Genomic DNA, 25,613 nt, shown 5'->3' on the forward strand with positions numbered 1-25,613 from the left:
AGGGAACAATTTGTATAATAGAAACAATTATTTGTACAATGAATACGAAAAATTGTTTGAAAAAGCTTTTTAAAAGCGAACATTTCCGTAAAAAAATGTATAACTTCACGGATTTTGGGGCAACTATCAAACAGATATTTGTCCCGATTCCTGTTTTACCGAAAAAGAAAGGGGGATCGATTCCTGTGCCAAAAGAAGAAATTTTAACGGGTCCCGGTGTCATAAAGCTCGTTAGTCAATATATGGGGCCCGAACATGTAGCATTTGTTGAGAAAGCATGCGAATATGCGACTGCTGCACATGACGGACAGTTTAGAAAATCAGGAGAACCCTACATTATCCATCCTATCCAAGTCGCAGGTATATTAGCAGATTTAAAAATGGACCCCCATACAGTGGCTACTGGCTTCTTGCATGATGTTGTTGAAGATACAGAAGTCACCTTAGAAGATCTGAGAGAAGAATTTGGCGATGATGTCGCTATGTTAGTAGACGGAGTAACCAAATTAGGGAAAATAAAATACAAATCCCACGAAGAGCAGCTAGCAGAAAACCATCGAAAGATGCTGCTGGCAATGGCTCAAGATTTACGCGTTATCATGGTCAAATTAGCTGATAGACTACATAACATGCGTACGTTGAAACATCTGCGGGAAGATAAGCAAAGAAGGATTGCTCAAGAAACTTTAGAAATCTATGCACCTCTTGCACATCGTTTAGGTATCAGCCGAATCAAATGGGAATTAGAAGATACAGCACTTCGTTATCTTAATCCAAAACAGTATTACCGTATCGTTCATTTGATGCAGACGAAGCGAGAAGAACGTGAAAAATACGTGAATGGTACTGTTGAGGATATTCGAGTAGCAACAGAAGAGCTGGGGATTTTTGCAGAGATCTATGGACGGCCAAAACATATTTATTCGATCTATCGTAAAATGAAAGACCAGAAAAAGCAGTTCAACGAAATCTATGACTTGCTAGCTATTCGAGTAATCGTAGACTCAATCAAGGATTGTTATGCTGTATTAGGTGCGATCCACACAAAATGGAAACCAATGCCTGGCAGATTCAAGGACTATATTGCCATGCCAAAAGCTAATATGTACCAATCTTTGCATACTACAGTGATTGGTCCGGCAGGAAATCCAGTAGAAATCCAAATCCGTACACAGGAAATGCATGAAATTGCTGAATTTGGGGTGGCTGCGCACTGGGCGTATAAAGAAGGAAAAAATGAAAAAGTAGAACCAGATGGTATGACGAAACAATTAAGCTGGTTCCATGAGATACTTGAACTCCAAGATGAAAGCTATGATGCCTCTGAATTTATGGAAGGTGTAAAAGGAGATATCTTTAGTGATAAAGTCTATGTCTTCACGCCCAAAGGAGACGTTACTGAGCTGCCAAAAGGATCTGGACCACTGGACTTTGCATACAGTATCCATACAGATATCGGTAATAAAACCACTGGTGCAAAAGTAAATGGCAAAATGGTGCAACTTGATTACAAATTAAAAAACGGGGATATCATAGAAATCATGACTTCTCCAAATTCATTTGGTCCAAGTCGTGACTGGTTGAAATTGGTGGCAACTAGCAAAGCAAGAAATAAGATCAAGCGTTTCTTCAAAGCACAAGATCGGGAAGAAAATGTGATCAAAGGTCACGAGTCTGTGGTCAAGTGTATTACAGATTTAGGGTTTACACCTAAAGATATTTTGACAAAAAACAAACTTCAAGAAGCACTTGATCGTTTTAACTATCAATCAGAAGATGATTTATATGCAGCTGTAGGATACGGGGAAGTCAGTCCTTTGACGATGGCCAATCGTCTGACAGAAAAAGAACGGAAAGAACAAAAAATCGAGCAGCAAAAGCAAGAAGCAGAAGAAATCATGAATCAGCCGAAAAAAGAACCTGAGAAAATGAAAGTACGTCATGAAGGTGGCGTTGTCATTCAAGGGGTAGAAAACTTACTGATTCGTATCAGCCGATGCTGTAATCCGATTCCTGGTGATGATATCGTTGGCTACATCACTAAAGGCAGAGGGATATCCATCCATCGTCGAGATTGTCCGAATGTTCAGCCTGATAAACCAAATGTAGCAGAACGTTTGATTGAAGTCGAATGGGAAGATACATCGAATACACGAAAAGAGTATGATGCAGACTTGGAAATCTACGGCTATAACCGTTCAGGCTTATTGAATGATGTACTTCAAACAGTCAATGCGCTGACGAAAAATCTCAACAGCGTCGAAGCTCGGACGAATAAAGATAAAATGGCGACAATCCATTTGACGGTTGGTATCCAGAATTTGTCCCACCTAAAAAGTATCGTGGATAAAATCAAAGCAGTACCTGATGTCTACAGTGTACGCCGGACGAATGGATAGGAGGGCCAGATATGAGAGCAGTCATTCAACGGGTGAGTCAAGCGGCAGTGTCAGTTGATCAGCAAGAGATTGGAAAAATTGGCTGTGGCCTACTCGTTTTATTAGGTATCCATGAAACAGATACGCCAAAAGATGTGGAATATCTAGTAAAAAAAATCGCACAAATGCGTATTTTTGAAGATGATCAAGGAAAAATGAATATTAGTGTAGAAGACGTAGGAGGACAAATTTTAAGTGTCTCTCAATTCACACTATTTGCGGATACGAAAAAAGGAAATCGACCAAGTTTTGTGGAAGCCGCACGACCAGAAATAGCTATTCCTTTATACGAATCGTTCAATGAAGGAATCAGAAGTCGCGGCATCACAGTCGCTACCGGACAATTCGGAGCAGATATGTCGATTTCTCTCGTCAATGATGGACCTGTAACGATTATTATTGATTCTAAAAACAAATAAAGTCAGTTGGTTTTCATCAATAAGAAATATAAATCAAGTCGTTTAAGTTAGACTGAAAAACGCTAACTTAAGCGACTTTTTTCTCGTCTACAAAAAGCGCTTCTTTTGTCAGCAGTCAGAAAAAAAGTTAAGCTTAAATTATACAAGTTATTTTTAGGAGGTTGCTGAAGATGAAAGAAGTACCAGTAGTAGATGTCAAAATCACGGATCTAAAAAGATTGTATCAAAAGGGATACAACATGTTGGAGGAGTTACGTCATGAAGCAGACGCTCCCGTTGTCAAAGCAAAGATTTTCAATAAAGAAGCTATTGTGATCTACGGATCGTCAGCGGCAAAAATATTTTATGACCCAAGAAATTTCAAACGAAAAGGTGCTATGCCAAAATTAGTGTTGAAGACACTTTTTGGTCAAGGTGGAGTACAGACTTTGGATGGAGCTGCCCATCATCATCGGAAAAATATTTTTATGGATCTGATGACCCCCGAAAGAATGGAAGATTATCATCGTATCTTAGATAAGAATCTGACGCAAGCACTTGAAACACAGCATGGTCAATTTGAATTATTTGATTTAAGCAAGATGGTTTTCTTTACATCGATTTGTGAGTGGGCAGGTATCAATTTATCTTTGCTTTCTAAGGATGAAGTCGAAAAATTAGCAGAATATCAAATCTCCATGATCAACGGAACGTTTACTTCTCCGATTGATCACATAAAAGGTGTCGAAAATCGCAAGAAATCAGAGAAATGGGCGCAAAGTTTGATTGAGGAAGCTCGGAAAAATCCTGTGGCTGGAAAAGAAAATGTGGCATTGTATGCATTTGCCAATGCCACAGATCTAGACGGACAGCTTTTGCCTCTGGAAGTAGCAGCTGTTGAATTATTGAATATCATCCGTCCGACAGTTGCTTTGACTGTATGGGCGGCGTTGATGGGACACGCGCTTTTCAGCAGACCTGATTTGTACCAACAATTGAAAAACGACTTTTCTACGTTGCAAGATCCGTTCATTCAAGAAATGAGACGCTATTATCCGTTCTTTCCGATGTTACCTGCGATTTCTCTGAAAGAAGTAGAAGTCGATGGTTATCGTATACCAGAAGATAGTTGGGTCATTCTAGATTTATATGGAACAGATCATGATGAACGAACGATTGAAGCACCAGATTCCTTTATGATCAAACGATATTTAGGAAAAGCAAAAGATATTTCATATAAAGAAGAATATGAGATGATTGCACAAGGTGGAGGAGATTTTCGACAAATGCATCGCTGCGCAGGAGAATGGATCACTCTCCACAGCCTACGTGTGTTTTCCGATCAGTTAGTAAACAAGTTTGAATTCTCTGTACCTGAACAAGACTGGACGATCCCATTCAATCAGTTTCCGACTTATCCAAACAGCCGAGCGCTACTTTATAAGAATTAGATTAGTATAAACTTATCGAAAAAAGGAAGATCAGCAATGTTTGATCTTCCTTTTTTCATACTACTATAAGTGGATAAGGTCAATTGCTCAAAATCCGTGAAATGCTTCATCAATGGTTTGATAATCCTCACTGGATAAATGCAAATCTAAAGATTGGACATTGTCAGAGACTTGCTCTGGACGTTTAGCTCCGGGTATGACTACAGACACTCTCGGATTCTTCATATACCAGGCTAGAACAAGTTGCGCAGGGGTAGCTTGGTATCTTTTAGCAATGGGGCGAAGTATGTCGACAGCGGCTAAAATTTCTTTGAAACGTTCTCCTTGAAAATCCGGATTGCTTTTTCGAGGATCTCCTTCGCTGAATTGTTTTTCCTGACCACGTTCATATTTTCCTGTCAGTAAACCGGAAGCAAGAGGAAAATAGGGGACAAAGCTGATTTTGTTTTTTTCAAGATAAGGAAATAATTCTTTTTCAGCCTGCCGATGGATCAAACTGTATTTATCTTCTACTACATCGACATATCCATCTGTATTCGCTTCTTTCAATTGTTCTAACGTGAAGTTCGATACACCAACTGCTCGGATTTTTCCTGCTTCTTTCAATTCATGCAATGCAGCAACTGCTTCATTTTTTGGGGTGCTTTTATCCGGAAAGTGGATATAAAAAATGTCGATGTAATCAGTTTGCAGACGTTTCAGTGCGTCTTCCACCGATTGTTTGAGAAACTCGGGTGAATTGTCAAATGTTCGTCCTTTATTTGGTACATGAGCAGCTTTTGTAGCAATGACGATACGTGAACGATCATATTCTTTTTCCTTCAATACCTCACCGATCAGTTCTTCAGAACGGCCGTTTCCATAAGCATAGGCGGTATCGATCAAATTGATTCCGCTATTCAAAGCTGTACGAACCACTTGTTTTCCTGTTTCGTCTTCCAAACCGTCAAAAAGATTGTGTCCCCCAACGGCATTTGCTCCTAGTCCAAGCTGTTCTGCGTAGACTTGTGAATGTCCGATTCTTATTTCTGCCATAGCTGATTCCTCCTTTTTTTCTAGTCTAAAACAAAAGAACAAAAAGCTGAACTAAAACGTTTTTGTGAGGGAAAATAGTCAGATAACTCTTGACTTTGAGATTGGTTTTTAGTAGGTTATAAGTAATATCGAAATGTCAATGAAAGAGCGAGTAAGTTTTTGAAACTTTACAAGAGAGGATCATCGAGGCTGAAAATGATCCAAAGTTTCATTAGCCCAAAGACACTCTGGAGATGGACGAGTGAAAAGCCGTCCCGCGTACGAGCGTTATTCGTAAGAGGAAAGAGAAATCTTTCAAAATTAGGTGGTACCGTGTATGAATTTCATTCACCCTTGTTCATGATGAACAAGGGTGATTTTTTTATTTACATAGCTAAGAAAGGGAGAGAAAACTATGAGTTTCCAAAGACCAAAAGGAACAAATGATATTTTGCCAGGCGAATCAGAAAAATGGCAGTTTGTCGAAGAAACAGCACGTTTATTGTTCAGAGATTATCAGTATAATGAAATGCGTACACCGATTTTTGAACATTATGAAGTGATATCCCGCAGTGTAGGTGATACGACGGATATCGTTTCAAAAGAGATGTATGATTTTTATGACAAAGGGGAACGTCATGTGACGCTTCGACCAGAAGGTACAGCGCCAATCGTTCGTTCTTTTGTTGAGCATAAATTATTCGGTCCAGAGTATGCAAAACCGTTCAAAACTTTTTATATGGGACCAATGTTTCGCTACGAACGTCCGCAAAAAGGACGGTTACGTCAATTCCATCAGATCGGAGTAGAAGCATTTGGATCAGAGAATCCTGCAACAGATGTGGAGAGCATGGTGATGGCACTCGATTTCTTCAAACAGTTGGGAATCACGCAAATCCGTCTAGTCATCAATTCATTGGGTGATAAAGACACACGTCAAGCCTATCGTCAAGCATTAATCGATTATCTTTTACCTTTTGAAGCAGAGTTGAGTGAAGACTCTAAACGCCGTCTTCACGAAAATCCATTGCGTGTGTTGGATAGTAAGGACAAACGAGATCAAAAATTTGTAGCAGATGCGCCATCTATCTTAGATTATTTAAGCGAACCTGCTCAAAAACATTTTGATACCGTTGTTTCCATGCTGGATGCATTGGCTGTTCCTTATGAAATCGACAGTAACATGGTTCGCGGATTAGATTACTATACGCATACGATTTTTGAAATCATGAGTGACGCACCGAAAATGGGGGCACAAGCAACGATTTGCGCAGGCGGACGTTATGACAATCTAGTGGAAGAACTGGGTGGTCCTTCAACACCTGGCTTTGGATTTGCAATAGGTATCGAGCGATTACTCTTGACTATGGAGGCAGAGGAAGTAGTTATCCCTGCATTTAATGAGTTAGATGCTTATGTGGTCGCACTCGGAGACGAAACAAATATCGAAGCATTGAAAGTGGTCCAAGCGATTCGAAACTTCGGTTTTTCAGCTGACCGCGACTTCATGAACCGTAAAGCAAAAGCACAATTTAAGACAGCAGATAAAGCGAATGCCAAATTAGTATTGGTGATCGGTGAAGATGAGCTTGCTAGCCAAACGATCAATGTCAAAGCAATGGCAAGCCGAAAAGAAAAAAGTTTTCCATTAGAAGAAATATATGAGCATTTTGATGAAGTCTATGATGAAATGACTTTATTCGAGTAGGAGGAAAAAAGAAATGGCACAAAGAACGATTTATTGCGGATTAGTTTCCGAACAACAATTAGAACAAACAGTTACATTAAAAGGATGGGTACAAAAAAGACGAGACCTTGGGGGAGTAATCTTTATCGATCTACGTGATCGCGAAGGAATCGTTCAAATCGTCTTCAATCCTGAAATCAACAAAGAAGCATGGGAAATCGCAGATAAATGCCGCAGTGAATACGTGATCGAAGTAACTGGGGTAGTCAGAAGACGCGGTGAAAATGCAGTAAATCCTAAAATGGCCACTGGTGAATTTGAAGTGATTGCAAGTGAAATCGTGATTTTGAATCAAGCAAAAACACCGCCATTTCAAATTGAAGATGATCAAGCAATCAGTGACGAAATACGTTTGAAATATCGTTATTTGGATCTGCGACGTCCCAAAATGACTAAAAACATCAAATTGAGAAATGCGACAACAAAAGCGATTCGTCATTATTTAGACGATAATGACTTTCTAGATATTGAAACACCTTACCTAGGAAAATCTACACCAGAAGGCGCAAGAGACTATTTAGTTCCTTCACGTGTCCATGCTGGACATTTCTATGCGTTGCCGCAATCTCCTCAACTGTTCAAACAATTGCTGATGAATGCTGGGTTCGACCGTTATTATCAAATCGTTCGTTGTTTCCGTGACGAAGATTTACGTGGAGATCGTCAGCCTGAATTTACGCAAGTAGATATTGAAACAACGTTCCTAACAGCAGAAGAAATCCAAACCTACACAGAGGGATTGATTGCGAAGGTAATGAAAGAAGTTCGCGGCATCGAAGTCGCATTGCCATTTCCCCGTATGACCTATGATGAAGCAATGGCTCGCTACGGCAGCGACAAACCGGATACACGTTTTGAAATGGAATTGATCGATCTAAGCGAAACAGTCAAAGAAGTAGAATTCAAAGTCTTCCAAATGGCTCTTGAAAACGGCGGAGTCGTGAAAGCATTGAATGCGAAGGGCGCTGCAGATCGCTACTCACGAAAAGATATGGATCAGTTAGGACAATATGTAGGGCAATTCGGAGCTAAGGGACTTGCATGGCTGAAAGTGGAAGAAGACGGTTTGAAAGGCCCGATTGCTAAATTCATGGGAGAAGCAACAGAAGCAATCATCAAAGCAACAGATGCAGAACCAGGTGACTTGCTGATGTTTGGCGCAGATAAAAGTGAAATCGTCGCTGCTGCATTAGGGGCTATCCGAACACGTTTAGGAAAAGAATTAGGACTAATCGATGAATCCAAATTCAATTTCTTATGGGTAACTGATTGGCCTCAATTTGAATTTTCAGAAGAAGAAGGACGATATGTCTCTGCTCACCATCCATTCACGATGCCAAAAGCAGAAGATATCCCATTACTGGCTGAAGACCCTGCAAAAGTCTATGCAGAAGCTTATGATATCGTCTTGAACGGTTATGAACTAGGTGGAGGTTCTATCCGGATCCATACTCGGGAACTTCAAGAAAAAGTGTTGAAAACTTTAGGCTTTACAAAAGAACAAATGGAAGAACAATTTGGTTTCTTGCTAACAGCTTTAGATTACGGATTCCCTCCACATGGCGGCATTGCATTAGGATTGGATCGTTTTGCAATGTTATTAGCAGGGGAAGACAATATTCGTGAAGTCATTGCCTTTCCTAAAAACGGAAAAGCAGCCGATGTGATGAGTGATGCACCAAGTATGGTTTCACCTTTACAATTGTTCGAATTGAATATTGATGTAACCAATATAGAAGAATAGCCGATAAAAAGGCAAAAAGGATTTGTCGAATCTGCTTCTTTTGGCAACCTTGATTTAATTGAAAAACACTTTATAATGAAGCCATAACATATAAAGCGGGGCTTTTCCATGAAAAAAACATTCGAAAATTGGGCTTACCATGATTACACGACCAAACTTTCGGTATCAATCGTTTATGCGTTGATCGCATCTGTCGCATTGAATTTCTTTTATCAACCAGGACATATTTATTCAAGTGGTATTACTGGCCTGGCTCAGATTTTGACGACTTTGTCAAAATCACTGATAGGGTTCGAGGTGCCGGTATCAACCACTTTGTATTTACTGAATATACCTTTGTTCGTCTTGGCGTGGTTCAAAATCGGGAAGAAGTTTACAATTTTCACTTTTATCACAGTCACTTTGACCTCCCTTTGTATCCATATTTTACCGGAAACAGTCTTATCTACCGATCCAATCATTTGTGCGTTGTTTGGTGGGGCTGTGATGGGACTAGGGATTGGGCTAGCGTTGAGAAATGGCCTATCATCGGGTGGTCTAGATATCGTGAGTATCACGATTCGTAAAAAAACAGGAAAGTCGATTGGTTCTATCTCGATCTACTTCAATGCATTGATCGTTTTTGTTGCTGGGATTCTATTTGGCTGGCAATATATGTTTTACAGTACGTTGTCTATTTTCGTCAGTGGAAAAGTAACTGATGTCGTTTATACTAAACAAAAGAAAATGCAGGTAATGATCGTAACGAAACATCCAGAAAAAGTAGTGAATGAAATCCAAAACTGTATGCGTAGAGGAATCACGATCATCAATGAAGCAGAAGGTGCTTATAAACATGATAAGCAGACAGTATTGATGACGATCGTTACACGTTACGAACTGCCTCTACTCAGAGAAGCGATGAAAGCTTCTGATCCGCAAGCTTTTGTAAGTATCGCGGAAAATGTCCAGATACTTGGGCGTTTCTACGAGGATGGCATTTAGATCGAGTTTGACAAAAATTCATGAAATACTACTGTAGACAGACATTCGTTTGTCTGCAGTTTTTTTCTACCAAAGGACGGGTCAGCAAATAGAAACTACTTTTTTATTTGAAATTTTCTTAAAGTTGAAAAAAAGCATGTTTATTTTTTAAAATTTATGGGATGATAGAAAAAAATAGTAGAGAAAGGACACGATTCTACTTGCTATTTTCACTTAATACCCGTATATTACGAATGAAAAAAGTTTATGAAAAGTTGGAATATTGAATGGAAAAACAAAAAAGGTTAAAAAACAGCCGCTACATCACTGGGTTTGATGGGCTCCGTTCATTAGCTGTGGTTGGTGTTATCTTCTATCACCTTCTGCCAACTAGTATGAAAGGCGGCTATTTGGGCGTTCCGATTTTTTTCGTCGTATCTGGTTATCTGATCACGGATCTGCTAAGGCAGGAATGGGAACAAAATGGAAAAATCAATATTTGGCAATTTTATGTCAGAAGAATGAAGAGACTCTATCCGGCACTCGTTTTTATGCTTGTTACAGCTTCGGCTTATATCACCTTGTTCCAGCGAGGATTGTTGAATAATCTTCGAGGAGTTGTCGTCAGCAGCTTACTGTATGTCAACAATTGGTGGCAAATCAATAACGGTTTATCTTATTTCGACCGATTTGCTAATGAATCACCGTTTACACATATCTGGTCTTTAGCGGTAGAAGGTCAAAACTATTTGGTTTGGCCAATCTTGTTTGTATTGTTGATGGTATTTGTTCGTAAAAGAAAATGGATCTTTTATACCGTGTTAGGTACATCTTTCCTCTCTGCGATCTTGATGATGATTTTGTATACACCAGGGGGCGATCCAACCCGTGTTTATTATGGAACGGACACCCGGCTGTTTTCTATATGGTTGGGAAGTGCGCTCGCTTTTGTTTGGCCAAGTACTCGTTTGAAGAAAAACATCCCGAAACAAGCAAAAAGTATCCTGAATATCGCTGGAGGAATCTCACTGCTGGCACTGATTCTTTGCTTCTTCTTTTTAGATGATCATTACAATTTCATCTATTATGGAGGGATGCTCCTAGTGAGTCTGTTATGCGTAGTACTAGTTGCAGTGACAGCACATCCTGGAGCAAGCTTGAATCGTTGGCTGACAAATCCAGTATTTACTTGGATTGGCAAACGAAGCTACGGGATTTATCTGTATCAGTTTCCAGTTATGATTTTTTATGAAGCAAAAGTGACTGATATTGCTGATCATGTTCTGTTCCATACTTTAGTGGAAATTACATTGATTTTAATCATCAGTGAACTTTCTTATCGATATGTGGAACGTCCGCTAGCACGTTTTGACTATGGTCGTACATTCCAAGTGATGAAAGGATGGTTCAGCAAACCGATCATCAGTAAGAGCAAACCATGGGTCGTTCCAGGCACATTACTTGTAGCAATTGCATTCGTTGGTTTCGTTACGGCACCGAAAAATGCTGTAACGGCCGATCAAAAACAATTGCAGGCAAAGATCGCTGAAAGTAAAAAATTAGCAGAAGAAACCAGAAACAATTCAGAAAATACCACTAGTTCAGTTGACCAAGCGATTCTTGATAAGTACGAGTTGTCTAAGGCCCAAGGAAACAAGGCACAAAAATTAGAGCTAACGGCATTTGGTGATTCAGTTATGCTAGATGCTGCAACTGATCTACAAGAGCTTTATCCAAAAGTAGTGGTAGATGGCGATGTGGGGCGACAATTATACGCCAGTGTACCGTATATTGAAAAATTAAAGGAACAAGATTTATTGAAAGACACTGTTCTAATTGGATTAGGAACGAATGGCTCATTCTCTGAAGCTCAGTTTGATAGCGTGATGGATGCAATCGGTGATCGAAAAGTATACTGGGTCAATGTCCGAGTACCGACGAAACGTTGGCAAAATGACGTGAATGCGATGCTTGAACAGATGACGAAAAAATACGACAATATGACGCTGATTGATTGGTATAGCTACAGTAATGACCATAGTGACTGGTTTTATGATGATCAAGTCCATCCAAATCCTGAAGGGATGACACATTACATTCACTTAGTCAGTGAAGCCTTGCTAGGAGGAAGTTCAAGTACGAACAGCAGCGAGACAAACGTATCAGAATAATAGCTACAAAAAACTTCAGGCAAAAACAGTTGTTTTTGCCTGAAGTTTTTTTATCGTGTTTTTAACAGTTATCTATTTTCAGGAAGCAAAACGGTTGAGTGTGTCTTCAAATAATGTTCTTTTTGTTTTCGGGTGAGTTTTTTGAATGCAGCTTCTGCTTTTGTTGCTTCGCTTCTTGAAGAAAATACTTCTGCATGGATCATCTTAACAGGTCTTCTTTTTTGAAGACGTGTATATTTAGCGCCAGTACCATTGTTATGTTCCCCTAGTCTCCTAGAAAGGTCTGTTGTGTACCCACCGTAAAATGTCTGATCTTTACAGAATAATACGTAAAAATAATGTTTATTTGCCATAGAGCATCTCATGAATCTCTGCTGTGTATTCCCCGTCTGCATCGTAAGTGATCAATGGCGGAGCGACTTTGAATCCATCTAATTTACCATCTTTGATTCCTTCAACTAACAAAATATTTGCCTCTTTTCCAGCTTTTGGGTAAACAAATTGGATCCGTTTAGGTGCAATCCGATGATTTTGCATAATTTGGATGATCTCTAAGAATCGTTCAGGTCGATGGACCATAGCGAAACGCCCATTTGTTTTTAGTAACTTACTTGAATTGTCGATCACTTCTTCTAATGTTGTATGGATTTCATGACGGGCGATTGCTAGGTGTTTATTAGGGTTCGTTTTATTTGTTGGCAGCCCTTTGAAATAAGGTGGATTGCAGACGACTAAGTCACAAGAATTATGCCGAACGACGGATAAGCTGTCTTTCAGATCGATGGTGTGGACTGTCATCTGTTCATCTAGATGGTTCAGCGCGATGCTGCGTCTTGCCATGTCTGCTAGGCGAGGCTGAAGTTCGATAGCATCAATAGCTGCTTGAGTTCGTTTGCTTAAAAACAGGCCAACTGCACCATTACCTGCGCAAAGGTCAACAATCTGTCCTTTTTTAGGCACACGAGAGAAATGAGCAAGTAGCACAGCATCTAAAGAAAAAGAAAATACTTGGGAACTTTGGATAATTTTGATATCTTCTGCGTATAATTGGTCGATTCGTTCGTCTTCGTGAAGCATGGATTCCCTCCAAAATGAAAAAAATAGTCGTTTGTATTATACTATTTTTATTAAAAAGAACCAAGGTGGCTTGTCAAACCTCTGTTTTTTATGCATACTATGACCATAAGAAGGGAAAGGAAGAGACTATGTTTTATCGATTTATGCGAGGGGTAGTTCGAGTACTATTAGCTTTAGTCAATGGAAATGCCCGTTATGAGAATAAAGAAGTATTACCGCAAGATGAGAATTACATACTAGTTGCCCCCCATCGTACTTGGTGGGACCCATTATATCTAGCGGTAGCTGCAGCACCGAAGGAATTCAGCTTTATGGCAAAAGAAGAACTGTTCAAAAATCCGGTTCTGCGATTTATATTAACTCGATCCAATGCTTTTCCAGTTAAAAGAGAGAATCCAGGACCAAGTGTCATTAAAACACCTGTAAAGATTTTAAAATCGACAAATTTGAGTTTAATCATGTTCCCCAGTGGGACAAGGCATGCTACAGAACTTAAAGGCGGGATGGCGTTGATTTCCAGAATGTCTAAAGCGAAAATCGTGCCAGCCGTATACCAAGGTCCGCTGACACTTGGGGATTTGTTCAAGCGTAAGAGAGTGACAGTGCGTTTCGGTGAACCAATCGACCTATCAGATATCAAGAAAACGGATAAAGAAGGAATGGCGGAGATCGAACGACGAACACAAGCGGCTTTTGATAAATTGGACAAAGAAGTGAACCCAGATTTCAAATATGAAATCAAAAAAAAATAAAGTGATAAGTTTAGGAGTGGGCGGTCTTTTTGAATCTCCTGTTCTGTTCAGACTTTTCGATGAAAAACGAGGGAGAGACGTCAAGTCTGCCCTCTTTTTGCTTTCCAACGTGCAAAATAGAAGACGGGTGTCATGTAATGGATCAAAGTGTTATAATGATTAGAAGGACATTTTTTGGGGTGATTGGATGCGTTTTTTACATACAGCCGATTGGCATATCGGAAAAAAACTACAAGGTTATGACTTGATTGAAGACCAACGTCATGTATTATCTTCTATACTGAATATCGCGAAAGAAGAAAAAGTAGAGGCAATCGTGATTGCAGGAGACTTATATGATAGGAGTGTGCCGGCTGTCGATGCCGTAGCATTATACAATGAATTGATGGTTGATTGGAATTTAAAGGAAAGAATCCCAATTTTTGCTATATCAGGAAATCACGATAGCAGTACGCGACTTTCAGCTGGTACGCCATGGTTCAGTTATTCGAACTATTTTTTGCGAACGCAGCTAGCAGAAGCTTTCGAACCAGTCGAGTTTAACAACATACAATTTTTCTTTCTTCCTTACTTTGAACCAATTGCAGCCAGATTATATTTTGAAGATGACAGTATCCGCACGATCCAGCAAGCGGTAGCAAAAGTGATAGATAAAATGGAAGAGCTGTTCGATTCAGGGAAAAAACACGTATTGATTAGCCATTTTTTTGTAATGGGAAGTGTAAAATCTGATTCGGAAACGAAAATCGAAGTAGGGGGTCTGGATTCGATCCCAGGCGAACTGCTTGCACCGTTTGATTATGTAGCACTAGGACATTTGCATAATCAAGCTGCTTTAAGGCAAGATAATGCTCGCTACAGTGGCTCGCCGTTGAAATTTTCTCTATCTGAGATCAACCAGAAAAAAGGCGTATGGATCGTTGATCTGGCAACAGACCTAGAGTTGAATTTTAGGGAGATCGAACCACTGCATGATATTGAAGAAATAACAGCAAGTTTTAAAGAATTGTTGGATCCTGCCTTCTATCAGTCCGTCAATCGGGAGAATTATATCCATATCTATCTCACGGACAGAACGATCATCCCGAATATGATGAACCAGCTTCGGCAAATATATCCACGTATTTTGGGGATTGAACGGGCAAACGGCCGAGCAGAACAAACAAAGCGCAAACGAAAAGTACTAGAAATGAAAGATCCTCAAAAATTAGCAGAAGCATTTTTTAGTGAAATGACGGAAGAACAGCTAACGGCAAACCAAGAAAAATGGCTCGGAGAAACGTTGCAAGAAATCATGGAAATGGAATGATCAAGAATGAAACCGAAAAAATTAAAACTTAAAAATTTTGGTCCTTTTATCAATGAGACCGTTGATTTTTCACGATTGACAGAAGCACCGCTTTTTTTGATCAGCGGGAAGACTGGAGCAGGAAAAACGACGATTTTTGATGGGATCACTTTCGCACTTTTTGGTGAAACTTCCGGAAGACTTCGTTCTGGAAAAGAGATGCGTTCCTTGTTTGCTACACCAGAAGAAGAAACAAGCGTGACTTTTTCTTTTGAACATCAGCAGATGAACTATGAAATCGAACGAAAACCAGAACAAGTTTTAGCGAAACGAAAAGGAAACGGAACAAAAAAACAGGCAGCTAAAGTAACGTTGACCATTTTTGATGGGAAAGGAAAAGAAATAAAACAAATCACAAAACGTACAGAAGCAGACCAGTTGATCAGAGAACTGATGAATCTCGATGCGAAACAGTTTTCCCAAATCGTTTTACTGCCCCAAGGAGAATTCCGTAATTTTTTGGTTTCATCAAGCAGTGAGAAAGAGACTGTTTTACGTCATTTGTTCGGTACTCAGCTTTTCCAACAGTTTAATGAGCGATTAAAGGAAAAAGCAAAGCAACAGCAACAAAAACTAGATCATTTAGAGCAAGAACTTCATCTTTTGCAAAAAAGATTTGTTTTAGTCAAAGAAGAGGAAGCAGCAGCAGGGTTTGAAGCCGTTCTTTCCCAATGGACAAACCATCAGGCCATACTAGAAAAACAAATCACTGAAGAAAAAGAAGTTTTAGCAGACTATCAGGAGAAACAGAAACAATTAGAAAATTCCTACTATCGTTTTGAAACCTTGAAAAAAAGCTATGAAGAAAAAGCGACATTACTAAATAAGCAAAAGAAATTAGCCGCTCAAAAAGACGAAATAGAGGAAAAGAAACGATGGATTGGGTATTATGAATTTACACAACGCTTAATTGAACCAATCCAGCACCTGAAAGAAATAAAAGCTGAAAAAATAGAACTGTCACAAAAAAGCAGTGAACAAACAAAGAAACTAGCGATGACTACGCAGTATTATGAAGAGTGGCAAAAAAATGAAACAGACCGCATACATCGGCAAACAAAAATCAAAGAAGCTGCTCAACAATTGCAAAACAAACAGATGATGGTACCGATTGTCGAAGCCTTGCGTAGTAAAAAACAAGAAGCAGAACAATTAAAACATTCATTAGATAAAGAAGAAATGAACGCCGAAAAGCTACATCAAAAACAGGCTATTTATCAGGAAAGAACTCGAATTCTTCAAGAAATCTTATTGGATCAGGAAAAACTGCAGGAAGATCGTCTTGCTTTTGGACAGTTAAAACATCTAGATGAAAAACAGCAGGAAATAGAACAACAAAAAACAAAAAGTATCGAATCACTCGAACAGATAAGAGAAGAACTCAAAAAAGCAGCCGAAGAAACAACAAAAAATAATCAGCGATTGAAACAACAGATAGAACAAGCAGAACAGCTGAAAAGCCAATGGGCAAAGCAGCAAATTGCTCGTCTTCAGCTTTTTTTGCGTCCGGGGGAACCATGTCTGGTTTGTGGGTCGACAGAACATCCCGTACAACAATCAAAACATGAACAGCCAAATAAGGAAGATATCTTAAAAGTAGAGCAACAACTGGCAGAAGCTGAGTCAGCTGTAGAAAGAACCCAGCAAATCATTGCCAAAAATGAAGCATATGAAAATAATCTTCAACAGCAATTATCTGATTTAGAACAAAAAATCATGGAAACGAATATACAACTAGATGGACAAGAAAAACACTTACAACAGGCTTTGCAACAGGCATTTCCTGCGATAACAGAACAAAAAACAACAACTGCTCTTACAGTAATCGAACAATCTTTAGATAAACGAAAAAGCAAGATAGCCAATGCAAGAGCAGAACTGGAAGAAATAAGCCAACAAGTAGAAAAGCTTGAGCAGCAATTAGCTGTCTACAAGCAGCAACAGACAGCAAAAAATAATCAGCTTCAACAACTGCAAGGCGAAATCAAAAGTTTAGAAAAACAATTACAAGATACGGATAGCAACTGTTTAGAAGAAGAGATACGACAACTTGAAAAACAGTTAGAAGAAGACTCAAACCAACTCGCTGCTGAGCAGAAAGCAGGAATGCAATTGTTGCAAGATCTGCATATGCTTCGGACACAACTTGATCTTCAACAGGAACAAATAGAAAAAATAGATGAAAAAATAGAAAAAGAACAGCAAAGAATAGCTGAAAAGCTGGAAAGCCAATCGTATTTTTCAACAACTGAGGAAGTCTGTGCATTCGCACAACAGCAAGCACAATACGAAGAGAACCAGCGCATAATCACTACTTATCATGAAGCACAATTAGTGACAGCTGACCGACTACGTCAATTAGAAAATATCCAGCTGACGGAGATAGTTCCAGATACAGAAGAGATCAGCCAGCAATTGGAAGAGATAAGAGAGATGATCGAAACAAAGCAAGAAAAGATATACAGTTTACAAGAACAAAAAATCAATAACCAGAAAATCTACGATGAATGTCTTTCGATTTATCACACAAGCCAGACGCAATTAGATGAACTTACGCAATTACAGCAGCTTTCGCAAACATTCAACGGAGAAAATCCTAAGAAGACTAGTTTAGAACGGTATGTGCTTCAAGTTTATCTACAAGAAGTGTTACAAGTAGCAAATGATCATCTCCAACGTTTAACGAAAAATCGTTATCAGTTTGAACTAGCGGATACGATCGGCAGTTATCGAGGGAAAACCGGATTAGAAATCAATATCTATGATGATCAGGCAGGCATGTCTCGAAGCGCGCATACGCTGTCTGGCGGTGAAAGTTTTATTGCAGCACTTTCTTTAGCATTAGCCCTTGCGGATGTGATTCAGACACAAGCTGGTGGGGTAGCAATCGATGCATTGTTTATTGATGAAGGTTTTGGGTCATTAGATGAAGAAGCTTTGGAAATGGCGATGGAAGCTTTAGAAACGATTGAAAGTGAAGGAAGAATGATCGGGATCATTAGTCATGTAAGAGAATTGAAAGAACGAGTATTACAGCAAATAAGAATTGATACAGAAGGTAGCGGACAAAGCAAAATACGCTATCAACTTGGATAAAAAGGGAGATTGGTAACTATGAAATGGAGTATTCCGGAAAAAGTCATTGCACGTGGGCATCAATACTTGCAAGAAGGCCGAGTGTTATCGGTTGTCCCTGACCAAGAAGAAAACGTGTGGCATGCAGAAGTCTTGGGCAGTGAATTGTATATGGTTGATTTGGATGGGACAGCAAAAGAGATAGATTACTGCCAATGTCCATATTGGGAGGAACATAAATATTGTAAGCATACAGTTGCTGTGGAACTTTACTTACGGTCGAAAAATCTATCTCGTATCATGAAAAAAGACCAGCCGATGTTAGAACCGGTAAAAACAACAAGTGAAGGAGAAATCATTGCAAAAGGTTTTTCTCGTCTAAAAACACAAAAAAATCCTCAAGCGGTGCAACCCTTGATTATTGAATACCAAGTAGAAACGATTGAGACAAATCAGTATCATCCAGAGCTTTCTATTTTGGCGCTTTACTTACGTATCGGTTCTTTGGCATCGCCGAAAAAAACATATATCGTAAAAAACATCTATGATTTTTTACAGGCTTACACAGAAAAAGAAACCTACACAGTCAATAAGCAGTATCAGTTTCGTCTAGATAAACGGGCTTTTCAAAAAGAAGATCAAAAAATACTCGCTCATCTTGCAGGAAGTGCCCAAACGCATCAATTATTAGGCACGAATGGCTTGCAAGTCAAAGGGAAACTAGACAAAAGATACCTGCTTCTCCCAGTAGAACAAGCCCGCTTCCTACTAGAACAGATGAATCAGACGACACGTTTGCATCTGCAGATAAATGAACAAAACGATCAAGGAATCCAATTTTCCGATCAAAACAAGCCTTTATCATTCAAAGTGGAAAAACAGGGAGAAGACTATTTATTGCAAGCATTGAATGATTTTGATTTTTTCTTTATGCATTATCAGTGGGGGCTTATCCAGGGAGTATTCTATTCTCTAACGAAGCATCAACAAACAGTTTATCAAACTTGGAAACAATTGATTCGCCGATTGGAGAAACCAGAAGTAGTATTCAAGAAAAAAGAACTACCGGCCTTGTTTAAAGAAATCATTCCTCTTCTTTCGGAGATCGGAGACGTAGTGATTGCCTCTGAAGTAGAAAAGGAAGTAGCAGATATTCCAGTCGAATTTATTTTCTTTTTTCGAAAAGCCAAAGGAAAAATCCAAGCTCGAGTCGATTTCGTCTATGGCGAAGTCATCTATTCGACCGATCCAAAACATGAGGTCTCGGCCAATCAGGACTTTCAGGTGCTGCGTGACAGAGCTGAAGAAAAACGAGTCCTTGATTTATTCAGGATGTATCGCTACCAGAAAAATGAAACTGGCTATGAGCGTCCATTGCCAAGCGGGGAGGAACTATATGCCTTTTTCCGTACAGAACTATCTGTCTTCCGTCAGTTTGGTGAAGTCAGACTTGGCAGAAAGTTGCGGGAGTTGTATTTAGATGCGCATAAACATCAACCGCAAATCGAAGTAACCGAGACTGGTTCATGGCTTGATATTCGGTTCGACGTATCGGGGATAGAAGAGCAAGAGATTGATCATGTACTGCAAAGCTTGTTGCGAAATGATGCTTTTTATACATTGGAAAATGGACAGGTTCTTTCTTTTGATTCAGAGGAATTCCAACAAACAAGTCAAGTATTGCAACAATTACGAGAGTCAATACGTTCAGAAGAAGGGACGATCCATGTACCTAAGAATCAAGGACTGATCATTCAAAATCAATTGGAAAAAAGCAATGCTACTTTTAGCGAATCGTTTCAAACGATGGTCCAAGATCTCATTCATCCAGAAGGGTATCAGGCGCAACTTCCCAAAGGATTGAATGCAAAGATGAGAGAGTATCAGAAGCAAGGGTTCCGGTGGTTGAAGATGTTAGGCCATTATCAGTTTGGCGGTATCTTAGCCGATGAAATGGGACTTGGGAAAACACTGCAGACGATTGCCTTTTTACTTTCGGAAAAAGAAGAACGGGAAAGCTTTTCTGCTTTGATCGTAGCGCCGGCCAGCTTAATCTACAACTGGCAGGCAGAGGTAAAAAAATTCGCTCCTTCTTTGAATATCCAAGTAATCAATGGGAATAAAAAAGAACGGGAAGAATTGCTGGCTAAAGACACAGATATTCGAGTGACCTCTTATGCCAGTTTGAGACAGGATTTAGCTGATTACCAGTCACAAAAAATTGATTATTTGATCCTTGATGAGGCGCAAATGGTCAAAAATAGTAGTACGAAAACTGCTCAAGCATTGAGAGAATTAGCTGTGCCTCAGCGATTTGCATTAAGTGGGACACCAATCGAGAATAATTTAGAAGAATTGTGGTCATTGTTTGCAACAATCATGCCAGGATTTTTCCCAACCAAAACAAAATTCAGAGAACTTGCCGCAGAAGAAATTGCGCAAATGATCCGACCGTTCATTTTACGGCGAGATAAACAAACTGTGTTGAAAGACTTACCAGAAAAAACAGAAATGAATCTATATTCTGCACTGACAGAAGAACAAAAGACCGTTTATTTAGCTTACTTGCGTCAAATGCGTGAAGAAATCTCGTCAATGGATTCTGAAGCATTCAAGAAAAACCGGATCGGGATACTAGCAGGTCTGACAAGGTTGCGTCAAATTTGTTGCGATCCTCGTCTGTTTATTGAAGATTACCAAGGCGGTTCTGGCAAACTCGAACAAGTAAAAGATCTATTAGTCGCTGCCAAAGAGAACAAACGCAGAGTTCTGCTGTTTTCTCAATTTACAGGTATGCTTACTATCTTACAAGAAGAGTTAGCCGAGCTGGGAATCTCAACATTTTATTTAAGAGGCAGTACAAAACCGCAAGATCGATTAAGTATGGTAGATGCATTTAATGCAGGCGAAAAAGATGTTTTCCTGATTTCTTTAAAGGCTGGGGGAACGGGACTGAATTTGACAGGAGCAGATACGGTCATCTTGTATGACCTTTGGTGGAACCCTGCAATTGAAGAACAAGCTGCTGGTCGTGCGCATCGAATCGGACAGAAAAATGTGGTAGAAGTGTGGCGTATGATTTCTGAAGGAACGATTGAAGAACGAATGGATTCGCTCCAACAAGAAAAACGCGAACTGTTCCAAAAAGTGATCCAAGGAAATGAAGAACAGCTGACAAAACTGACTGAAGAAGATATCCGCATGATCTTAAGTGTAGGAGAGATTGAGAAGTAAGAGATTCGAAACAATCGTTCAGTAATGGATAAGAAGATTTTTCGAAAAAAGCAGGTGTTTAGTTGATTTAAGAAATAGCAAGGAAGCTGGGTTTCTGTTTTATCCCGATTTCCTTGCTATTATTTTTTGTTTTTATTTATAGGCGTTAAGCAAAGATTGTCTTCATTGTTTCTAACAGCTGATCAAAAGAAGAAATTTCGATATCGCAAATAGGGGTCTGGTCGATTTTGCGTTCTCGATGGTTGAACCAAAGTGCTTGCCAGTCGGCACTTTTTGCACCTAAAACATCATTGTCATAATTGTCGCCAACATATAGAGTCTCTCCTGGAAGCATATAAAATTCTTTCTCAGCAAGCTGAAAAATCTCTTTTTCTGGCTTTTGGAAACCTGTTGCTTGAGAAACCAGCATGTTGTGGGAAGGAATCCAATTGTTCAATTGAAGTTGTTTTAATTTTTTTGTCTGATGGTCAGTCGGTCCATTTGTGATAATTCCTAATGGGACATTTTTTTCCTTCAAGAAGTCAAGTGTTTTTTTGACCTCCTCATGCAAACAGATATTATCAAGTTCTTCCTCGTAAATTTTTTGAAATAGGAGACCTTCTTCTTCTGTGATGTGAGGGTAGTCTAAATCTTTTAGTGATTGGCTGATTCGATGTGCTCGCATATATTCTAGCGTCCACTCTCCTGCCATTACTTTTGGAAAGTTTTCATCACTATGATGACGGAATCGGATATATAGTGGATGCATATCTTCATCTGAAACAAGCGGCACGACTCTTTTTACCGCATTTCGAAATGGCTGCTGCTGATCATACATTGTATCATCAACATCAAACACAACTGATTTAATCAAAATTTTACACGCCTTTCGGTTTTCATTGATTTTTTCACAAATCCTTGACTATTGTAACAGAAAAAATCATCTAAAAAAGCTGATAAATAAAGGTTTTTCTTACTATATTTCTGTTTCCTTGACAGAATAAGGTTTTTATATTTCAGTTTTTTTCACTAAAAATCATGAAACACGTCAATAGGTTTGATGAACAAATTAATCATTATTGTGTAACTCGGTTGGTTTATTTTAATGCAATCTCTGAGGAATTTTCGAAAGGTTTATTTTTTTAATACAGTCTCAGTATAACTATTCAAACATAAAATAACGTTATTTAGTTTATTTGTTTATAGTAAATTTTATCTAGTAATCATTGCTTTAAAATATTGCGCTTATATAACAGAGAAAATAAGCGTTATAATAAAGAACAATATTATCTAAAATGACAAGAAACATTACTATCAAAGAAATAAAAAACATAAAAAATCTTAAGAAATCGGTTTCATTTGTGTTTTTAGATAAAATAATAGTACAGTTTTGTTTGCTGTTTCATTGTCTTCTAAAATTTGAATTAGATTTGAAAACTCTAATTTTTAAATGATGAAAAAAGCAAGAACGCTGGTTTTACTGTATATTAACCTTAGATAACTTTCATTTTTTTAAAAAAATTATGAAAAAAAGGTAGCTATTTAAAAGTTGATTATGTATAATAGAAACAGATGGGAGATTATTATGATCTTCTGTTACAAAAAAGTGATTCTTATCACGAAAAGGAGTGGTGCACGTTGTTAACATTATATACTTCCCCAAGTTGTACTTCCTGCAGAAAGGCTCGTGCGTGGTTGCAAGAACATCAGATTCCATTTGTTGAACGTAATATTTTTTCAGAACCATTGAACAGTTCTGAATTAAAAGCGATTTTACAAATGACAGAAGACGGAACAGAAGAAATCATCTCGACACGTTCCAAAGTATTCCAAAAACTGAACATGGATTTAGATGATCTGCCGTTACAAGAACTATTGGAACTTGTGCAAAACAATCCTGGATTGCTTCGCCGTCCAATCATGATTGATGATAAACGTCTACAAGTTGGTTTTAATGAAGACGAGATTCGTCGATTCCTGCCGCGCGATGTACGACAATTAGAATTGCGTCAAGCACAATTGATGGCTGGATTATAGAAGATAAAATGAAACTTGGAAAAACTATTACGAGGATAGTTTTTCCAAGTTTTTTTGTTTTTATAAATAGCGTTCTTTATTGTGGGCACAAAAAAGGGTGTGAGAGTGATCATGGTATGAAAAACAGAAGTGATTGATTAGCTAAAAAGTCGGCTATATAGTATTCATCTCCCAAAAATGTTATAGTTAAATAAGATAGCTTGAACGATTGGAAAAATCTGCTGGTTTTATTAAATTCACTTAACAGCGGGATTTTTTTTCTTTACATTTAAGCTGATTTCGCTACAATGAATCTATATTGAACATTGCGGCAAAGTGAGGTGTAGCAAAATGGAAATGGAACATATTAATGAAAATACGATCCGTGTACTGATAGGTCATGAAGATTTAGAAGAACGGGGCGTTTCATTTTTGGATTTACTTGGCAATCACAAAGAAATCGAAAATTTCTTTTATAGTATTCTGGAAGAAGTTGATATCGAAGAGGAGTTCCGAGGAAGCGAAGCTGTCACTTTCCAAGTTTTGCCAAAAGGAGACGGATTAGAACTGTTTATCAGTAAAAACCTGCCAGATGAAGAAGTTTCTCAATCAGAAGATTCTGCTGTGGATTCAGAAGACGTGAGCGAATTTCTCCGTCAGCAAATTATTGGTAGCGATCCGGAAGAAGAATTATCTGGAAGCGCCCTAGAAGAACAGGAAAGACAAGCAATTTTTGCTTTTGAAGATTTTGAGCAAGTGATCCAGCTGGCAACAGATGTTGAACTAGAGTCTGCTTGGACTGATTTGTACTTATTCGAAGAGCGTTATTACCTAGTCGTTCATTTCTGGATGGAGAATCTCAACCAAGCGGATGTAGAGAATCAGATTGCTCGAATTTTGGAGTTTGCAGAAAAGAGCGATCGTACACCAGAAACATTGAATGAATATGGAAAGTGTCTGATGGCGCGTAATGCTATCGAGCGTACGAAATTTTATTTTGTATAAATCATCATTATAGTAAGAGCCATATCGATCATATATCGATATGGCTCTTTTTCGTGTAAATAAATTGTTAGACGTAAATAAGTTCAGAGGGAGAAAAATGCTGCTTGCGATGAATGAATATCATGAATGCTGTTCTGCTAAATATGCAGAAAAAGAGAAAACGTATTATTGTCGTAGTTGTCGGAAAAGAGTGGTTTTGAAAAGGGGAAAGAAAAAATGTGCTCATTTTGCCCATCGAAAAACCGACAACTGTTCGGTTTTTAGTGAGGGGGAATCAGAAGAACACTTGCAGTTAAAGGAATATTTCATGGATTGGCTGGGACAGTCAGCAGAACCTGCATTTTTGGAAGCCTATTTGCCAAGGTTGAGGCAGAGACCAGATATTTTATTGGCTAATCTAGCATTAGAAATCCAATGTTCTAGATTGTCTCATCAGAGATTTGTTGAAAGAACCAAAAGTTATTTGAACAACGGTTACCAAGTATGGTGGATACTTGGTCATTCTTTTCTTGGACAGCGGCAATTTTCATTGATAGAAAAAAGTTGCTGCTATTATAATAGAAAAAGGGGGGTACATTGCTGGAAAGCTGACCTTAAGAACCAAAAACTTTATTTATATCATCATATTACAGAGACTGTATCAGGTCACATTTCTTTTTTCAGTAGCTGCTGGACTTTTTCTGGTAATGATCTAAAAAAAATATTTACTAATAATGAGATCAAAATAAATCAGAGGAAGAAAACAGACAGGTTAAGCGAGGATGGGAAGAAGTGGCTGGCGCGCCAGCTGATTTACAAACAAAAAAATACAGTATCCATACAAGAACAGTGCTACTTGCGTCACAAGCACCTTTTGTATCTATCACCGTGGATCTATCAAAACAGTCGGTTTTTCTTTTATTTACGAGAACAGGTTTTTCTTTATCGAATGTTGTACGAAGAATCCTTAAAACAACAGAAAGTACCTGATTTCAGCTCATGGTTTTGCCAAGTAAAAGAATATAAAATGCAGTGGCTTTTCCCTATGATTGAGGAAGAGATGGTCTATCGGCAATTTTTTGATGAATGCACACATTTATCCTCTTGGAAAATATAGTAAGTATAAAAATAGAACAGGAATCGGTTTTCTATGTAAAACAAGTTTCAGTTGTGCTAAAATTGATAGAAGCAGACACATAGATTAGTAGAAAAATCAGACGCT

General features: G+C 38.7%; 18 protein-coding genes. 14 read left to right on the forward strand and 4 right to left on the reverse strand.

Features of this window, described 5'->3' with window-relative positions:
• Positions 1-185: 185 nt before the first annotated feature.
• The 3 genes from KFO35_RS07910 (at position 186) to KFO35_RS07920 (ending at position 4,287) form a co-directional block, all read left to right on the forward strand.
• Complete coding sequence (locus tag KFO35_RS07910) at positions 186-2,399, forward strand: RelA/SpoT family protein (RefSeq protein ID WP_002315645.1); 2,214 nt, start codon at positions 186-188, stop codon at positions 2,397-2,399.
• Between the two features lie 11 nt (positions 2,400-2,410).
• Entirely contained in the window at positions 2,411-2,857 is a 447-nt protein-coding gene (gene dtd, locus KFO35_RS07915) for a D-aminoacyl-tRNA deacylase (protein ID WP_002291377.1), read from the forward strand.
• Positions 2,858-3,027: 170 nt separating this feature from the next.
• Positions 3,028-4,287 (forward strand): cytochrome P450, encoded by a 1,260-nt coding sequence (locus KFO35_RS07920; protein WP_156272269.1) that lies wholly within the window; start codon positions 3,028-3,030, stop codon positions 4,285-4,287.
• Between the two features lie 87 nt (positions 4,288-4,374).
• Here the strand turns inward: KFO35_RS07920 and KFO35_RS07925 are convergent, their stop codons facing one another.
• Positions 4,375-5,322 (reverse strand): aldo/keto reductase, encoded by a 948-nt coding sequence (locus tag KFO35_RS07925; protein WP_002315646.1) that lies wholly within the window; start codon positions 5,320-5,322, stop codon positions 4,375-4,377.
• 394 nt (positions 5,323-5,716) lie between these two features.
• Here KFO35_RS07925 and hisS point away from each other — a divergent pair, with 394 nt between their 5' ends.
• From hisS to KFO35_RS07945, 4 genes are all read left to right on the forward strand, one after another.
• Positions 5,717-7,009, forward strand: coding sequence for a histidine--tRNA ligase (hisS, locus tag KFO35_RS07930; protein ID WP_156272267.1), 1,293 nt, complete (start codon positions 5,717-5,719; stop codon positions 7,007-7,009).
• 13 nt (positions 7,010-7,022) lie between these two features.
• Positions 7,023-8,792, forward strand: a complete 1,770-nt coding sequence (gene aspS / locus KFO35_RS07935) for an aspartate--tRNA ligase (RefSeq protein WP_002315647.1) — start codon at positions 7,023-7,025, stop codon at positions 8,790-8,792.
• A gap of 108 nt (positions 8,793-8,900) precedes the next feature.
• Positions 8,901-9,776: a YitT family protein gene (locus KFO35_RS07940; protein ID WP_002291388.1), complete on the forward strand. Its 876-nt coding sequence runs from the start codon at positions 8,901-8,903 to the stop codon at positions 9,774-9,776.
• Between the two features lie 266 nt (positions 9,777-10,042).
• Complete coding sequence (locus tag KFO35_RS07945; protein WP_002314148.1) at positions 10,043-11,926, forward strand: acyltransferase family protein; 1,884 nt, start codon at positions 10,043-10,045, stop codon at positions 11,924-11,926.
• 68 nt (positions 11,927-11,994) lie between these two features.
• Here the strand turns inward: KFO35_RS07945 and KFO35_RS07950 are convergent, their stop codons facing one another.
• Positions 11,995-12,279 (reverse strand): GIY-YIG nuclease family protein, encoded by a 285-nt coding sequence (locus KFO35_RS07950; RefSeq protein ID WP_002309959.1) that lies wholly within the window; start codon positions 12,277-12,279, stop codon positions 11,995-11,997.
• Complete coding sequence (locus KFO35_RS07955) at positions 12,269-13,003, reverse strand: tRNA1(Val) (adenine(37)-N6)-methyltransferase (protein WP_002315648.1); 735 nt, start codon at positions 13,001-13,003, stop codon at positions 12,269-12,271. The genes KFO35_RS07950 and KFO35_RS07955 overlap by 11 nt, the downstream gene beginning before the upstream one ends.
• A gap of 128 nt (positions 13,004-13,131) precedes the next feature.
• On the opposite strand from KFO35_RS07955, the gene KFO35_RS07960 reads away from it, so the two are divergent.
• The 4 genes from KFO35_RS07960 (at position 13,132) to KFO35_RS07975 (ending at position 21,412) form a co-directional block, all read left to right on the forward strand.
• Entirely contained in the window at positions 13,132-13,755 is a 624-nt protein-coding gene (locus tag KFO35_RS07960; RefSeq protein WP_002309961.1) for a lysophospholipid acyltransferase family protein, read from the forward strand.
• Positions 13,756-13,942: 187 nt separating this feature from the next.
• Positions 13,943-15,064, forward strand: coding sequence for an exonuclease SbcCD subunit D (locus KFO35_RS07965; RefSeq protein ID WP_002315649.1), 1,122 nt, complete (start codon positions 13,943-13,945; stop codon positions 15,062-15,064).
• A 6-nt stretch (positions 15,065-15,070) separates the two neighbouring features.
• Positions 15,071-18,199, forward strand: coding sequence for an SbcC/MukB-like Walker B domain-containing protein (locus KFO35_RS07970; protein ID WP_070704451.1), 3,129 nt, complete (start codon positions 15,071-15,073; stop codon positions 18,197-18,199).
• An 18-nt stretch (positions 18,200-18,217) separates the two neighbouring features.
• Positions 18,218-21,412, forward strand: coding sequence for a DEAD/DEAH box helicase (locus KFO35_RS07975; RefSeq protein WP_070704448.1), 3,195 nt, complete (start codon positions 18,218-18,220; stop codon positions 21,410-21,412).
• A 145-nt stretch (positions 21,413-21,557) separates the two neighbouring features.
• Here the strand turns inward: KFO35_RS07975 and KFO35_RS07980 are convergent, their stop codons facing one another.
• Complete coding sequence (locus KFO35_RS07980) at positions 21,558-22,265, reverse strand: HAD family hydrolase (RefSeq protein ID WP_002315652.1); 708 nt, start codon at positions 22,263-22,265, stop codon at positions 21,558-21,560.
• A 764-nt stretch (positions 22,266-23,029) separates the two neighbouring features.
• Here KFO35_RS07980 and spxA point away from each other — a divergent pair.
• The 3 genes from spxA (at position 23,030) to KFO35_RS07995 (ending at position 25,508) form a co-directional block, all read left to right on the forward strand.
• Positions 23,030-23,428, forward strand: coding sequence for a transcriptional regulator SpxA (gene spxA, locus KFO35_RS07985; protein ID WP_002296384.1), 399 nt, complete (start codon positions 23,030-23,032; stop codon positions 23,426-23,428).
• A 330-nt stretch (positions 23,429-23,758) separates the two neighbouring features.
• Positions 23,759-24,412 (forward strand): adaptor protein MecA, encoded by a 654-nt coding sequence (locus KFO35_RS07990; protein WP_002315653.1) that lies wholly within the window; start codon positions 23,759-23,761, stop codon positions 24,410-24,412.
• A gap of 97 nt (positions 24,413-24,509) precedes the next feature.
• Positions 24,510-25,508 (forward strand): competence protein CoiA, encoded by a 999-nt coding sequence (locus KFO35_RS07995; RefSeq protein WP_025477307.1) that lies wholly within the window; start codon positions 24,510-24,512, stop codon positions 25,506-25,508.
• The last annotated feature ends 105 nt before the right edge of the window (positions 25,509-25,613 follow it).

It is taken from the genome of Enterococcus lactis (assembly GCF_015751045.1).
Lineage (GTDB): Bacteria > Bacillota > Bacilli > Lactobacillales > Enterococcaceae > Enterococcus_B > Enterococcus_B lactis.

Excerpts from the sequence above, each read along its gene's own strand:
- dtd (WP_002291377.1), top strand. The coding sequence starts at position 2,411 with ATGAGAGCAGTCATTCAACGGGTGAGTCAAGCGGCAGTGTCAGTTGAT.
- KFO35_RS07990 (WP_002315653.1), top strand. The coding sequence starts at position 23,759 with ATGGAAATGGAACATATTAATGAAAATACGATCCGTGTACTGATAGGT.
- hisS (WP_156272267.1), top strand. The coding sequence starts at position 5,717 with ATGAGTTTCCAAAGACCAAAAGGAACAAATGATATTTTGCCAGGCGAA.
- KFO35_RS07955 (WP_002315648.1), bottom strand. The coding sequence starts at position 13,003 with ATGCTTCACGAAGACGAACGAATCGACCAATTATACGCAGAAGATATC.
- KFO35_RS07920 (WP_156272269.1), top strand. The coding sequence starts at position 3,028 with ATGAAAGAAGTACCAGTAGTAGATGTCAAAATCACGGATCTAAAAAGA.
- KFO35_RS07995 (WP_025477307.1), top strand. The coding sequence starts at position 24,510 with ATGCTGCTTGCGATGAATGAATATCATGAATGCTGTTCTGCTAAATAT.
- KFO35_RS07975 (WP_070704448.1), top strand. The coding sequence starts at position 18,218 with ATGAAATGGAGTATTCCGGAAAAAGTCATTGCACGTGGGCATCAATAC.
- KFO35_RS07925 (WP_002315646.1), bottom strand. The coding sequence starts at position 5,322 with ATGGCAGAAATAAGAATCGGACATTCACAAGTCTACGCAGAACAGCTT.
- aspS (WP_002315647.1), top strand. The coding sequence starts at position 7,023 with ATGGCACAAAGAACGATTTATTGCGGATTAGTTTCCGAACAACAATTA.
- KFO35_RS07940 (WP_002291388.1), top strand. The coding sequence starts at position 8,901 with ATGAAAAAAACATTCGAAAATTGGGCTTACCATGATTACACGACCAAA.
- KFO35_RS07970 (WP_070704451.1), top strand. The coding sequence starts at position 15,071 with ATGAAACCGAAAAAATTAAAACTTAAAAATTTTGGTCCTTTTATCAAT.
- KFO35_RS07960 (WP_002309961.1), top strand. The coding sequence starts at position 13,132 with ATGTTTTATCGATTTATGCGAGGGGTAGTTCGAGTACTATTAGCTTTA.
- KFO35_RS07950 (WP_002309959.1), bottom strand. The coding sequence starts at position 12,279 with ATGGCAAATAAACATTATTTTTACGTATTATTCTGTAAAGATCAGACA.
- KFO35_RS07965 (WP_002315649.1), top strand. The coding sequence starts at position 13,943 with ATGCGTTTTTTACATACAGCCGATTGGCATATCGGAAAAAAACTACAA.
- KFO35_RS07945 (WP_002314148.1), top strand. The coding sequence starts at position 10,043 with ATGGAAAAACAAAAAAGGTTAAAAAACAGCCGCTACATCACTGGGTTT.